The organism is Pseudoalteromonas sp. KS88 (assembly GCF_004766475.1).
GTDB lineage: Bacteria > Pseudomonadota > Gammaproteobacteria > Enterobacterales > Alteromonadaceae > Pseudoalteromonas.
Genome location: NZ_PYHV01000035.1, coordinates 1 through 3104, shown reverse-complemented (window position 1 = coordinate 3104; position 3104 = coordinate 1). Strand labels below are relative to the sequence as shown.

Sequence of the window (3104 nt, the reverse complement as noted above, 5' to 3'; positions counted from 1 at the left end):
CTGGCGAAGTTAAACTGTCACGAAACAAAGACCCGTTTGGGTTGTATGGTTAAGTGACTAAGCGTACACGGTGGATGCCTTGGCAGTTGGAGGCGATGAAGGACGTATTAACTTGCGATAAGCTTAGTCAAGCTAGTAAAAAGCACTTGAGACTAAGATTTCCGAATGGGGAAACCCACCTGCTTGCAGGTATCGTTAACTGAATACATAGGTTAACGAGGCGAACGCGGAGAACTGAAACATCTAAGTACCCGTAGGAAAAGAAATCAACCGAGATTCCGGAAGTAGCGGCGAGCGAAACCGGAACAGCCCTTAAGCTTATTATGTGTTAATGGAAGGCTCTGGAAAGTGCCACGATACAGGGTGATAGTCCCGTACATGAAAATACATTTTAAGTGAAATCGAGTAGGTCGGAGCACGTGAAACTTTGACTGAATATAGGTGGACCATCATCTAAGGCTAAATACTCCCAACTGACCGATAGTGAACCAGTACCGTGAGGGAAAGGCGAAAAGAACCCCTGTGAGGGGAGTGAAATAGAACCTGAAACCGTGTACGTACAAGCAGTAGGAGCAGACTTGTTCTGTGACTGCGTACCTTTTGTATAATGGGTCAGCGACTTATATTTTGTAGCGAGGTTAACCGATTAGGGTAGCCGTAGGGAAACCGAGTCTTAACTGGGCGAATAGTTGCAAGGTATAGACCCGAAACCCGGTGATCTAGCCATGAGCAGGTTGAAGGTTGAGTAACATCAACTGGAGGACCGAACCCACTAACGTTGAAAAGTTAGGGGATGACTTGTGGCTTGGAGTGAAAGGCTAATCAAACCGGGAGATAGCTGGTTCTCCCCGAAATCTATTTAGGTAGAGCCTCGGACGAATACTTACGGGGGTAGAGCACTGTTAAGGCTAGGGGGTCATCCCGACTTACCAACCCTTTGCAAACTCCGAATACCGTAAAGTACTATCCGGGAGACACACGGCGGGTGCTAACGTCCGTCGTGAAGAGGGAAACAACCCAGACCGCCAGCTAAGGTCCCAAAGTCATAGTTAAGTGGGAAACGATGTGGAAAGGCCCAGACAGCCAGGAGGTTGGCTTAGAAGCAGCCATCCTTTAAAGAAAGCGTAATAGCTCACTGGTCGAGTCGGTCTGCGCGGAAGATGTAACGGGGCTAAACTATGCACCGAAGCTGCGGATTCAGAATTTATTCTGAGTGGTAGGGGAGCGTTCTGTAAGCGGTTGAAGGTGTACCGGGAGGTATGCTGGACGTATCAGAAGTGCGAATGCTGACATGAGTAACGATAATGCGGGTGAAAAACCCGCACGCCGGAAGACCAAGGGTTCCTATCCCATGTTAATCAGGGTAGGGTAAGTCGACCCCTAAGGCGAGGCCGAAAGGCGTAGTCGATGGGAAACGGATTAATATTTCCGTACTTGGTATAATTGCGATGGGGGGACGGAGCAGGCTAAGCAAGCATGGCGATGGTTGTCCATGTGAAAGTGAGTAGGTTGGTGACTTAGGAAAATCCGGGTTGCTAAGACTGAGACACGAGACGAGCCACTAAGGTGGTGAAGTTGCTGATGCCATACTTCCAGGAAAAGCCTCTAAGCTTCAGATTATACCGAATCGTACCCCAAACCGACACAGGTGGTCAGGTAGAGAATACTAAGGCGCTTGAGAGAACTCGGGTGAAGGAACTAGGCAAAATCGTACCGTAACTTCGGGAGAAGGTACGCTCCTATCTGTGATGAGACTTGCTCTCTAAGCGGACGGGAGCCGCAGTGACCAGGTGGCTGGGACTGTTTATTAAAAACACAGCACTGTGCAAAATCGCAAGATGACGTATACGGTGTGACACCTGCCCGGTGCCGGAAGGTTAATTGATGGGGTTAGTTTTCGGACGAAGCTCTTGATCGAAGCCCCGGTAAACGGCGGCCGTAACTATAACGGTCCTAAGGTAGCGAAATTCCTTGTCGGGTAAGTTCCGACCTGCACGAATGGTGTAACCATGGCCACGCTGTCTCCACCCGAGACTCAGTGAAATTGAAATCGCAGTGAAGATGCTGTGTACCCGCGGCTAGACGGAAAGACCCCGTGAACCTTTACTACAGCTTGGCACTGAACATTGAACCTACATGTGTAGGATAGGTGGGAGACTTTGAAGCAGAGACGCTAGTTTTGTTGGAGTCGTCCTTGAAATACCACCCTTGTAGTTTTGATGTTCTAACGTTGGCCCCTGAATCGGGGTTACGGACAGTGCCTGGTGGGTAGTTTGACTGGGGCGGTCTCCTCCCAAAGAGTAACGGAGGAGCACGAAGGTTGGCTAAGTACGGTCGGACATCGTACGGTTAGTGTAATGGTAGAAGCCAGCTTAACTGCGAGACAGACACGTCGAGCAGGTACGAAAGTAGGTCATAGTGATCCGGTGGTTCTGAATGGAAGGGCCATCGCTCAACGGATAAAAGGTACTCCGGGGATAACAGGCTGATACCGCCCAAGAGTTCATATCGACGGCGGTGTTTGGCACCTCGATGTCGGCTCATCACATCCTGGGGCTGAAGTCGGTCCCAAGGGTATGGCTGTTCGCCATTTAAAGTGGTACGCGAGCTGGGTTTAGAACGTCGTGAGACAGTTCGGTCCCTATCTGCCGTGGGCGTTTGAGAATTGAGAGGGGTTGCTCCTAGTACGAGAGGACCGGAGTGAACGAACCGCTGGTGTTCGGGTTGTCATGCCAATGGCATTGCCCGGTAGCTACGTTCGGAACTGATAAGCGCTGAAAGCATCTAAGCGCGAAGCAGGCCTCGAGATGAGTTCTCACTAGACTTTTAAAGTCTCTGAAGGGCCGTTGAAGACTACAACGTTGATAGGCAAGATGTGGAAGCATGGTGACATGTTAAGCTAACTTGTACTAATTACCCGTGAGGCTTAACCATACAACGCCAAACGCGTTTTATGTGATAGTGAAACAAGCGAAGAAGTTAATAGACTAAAGTAGATACTTGAAGACTTTATTATCAGAAATTCCAAATTTTAGTAAGTTTGATTAAATCGAACTTACACCAAATTTGCTTGGTGACAATAGCGTTTTGGACCCACCTGACCC

General features: G+C 49.2%; 1 rRNA gene. It reads left to right on the top strand.

Annotated elements, in window-relative coordinates:
• Positions 1–47: 47 nt before the first annotated feature.
• Positions 48–2934, top strand: a 23S ribosomal RNA gene (locus tag C7Y70_RS19320).
• Positions 2935–3104 lie beyond the last annotated feature (170 nt).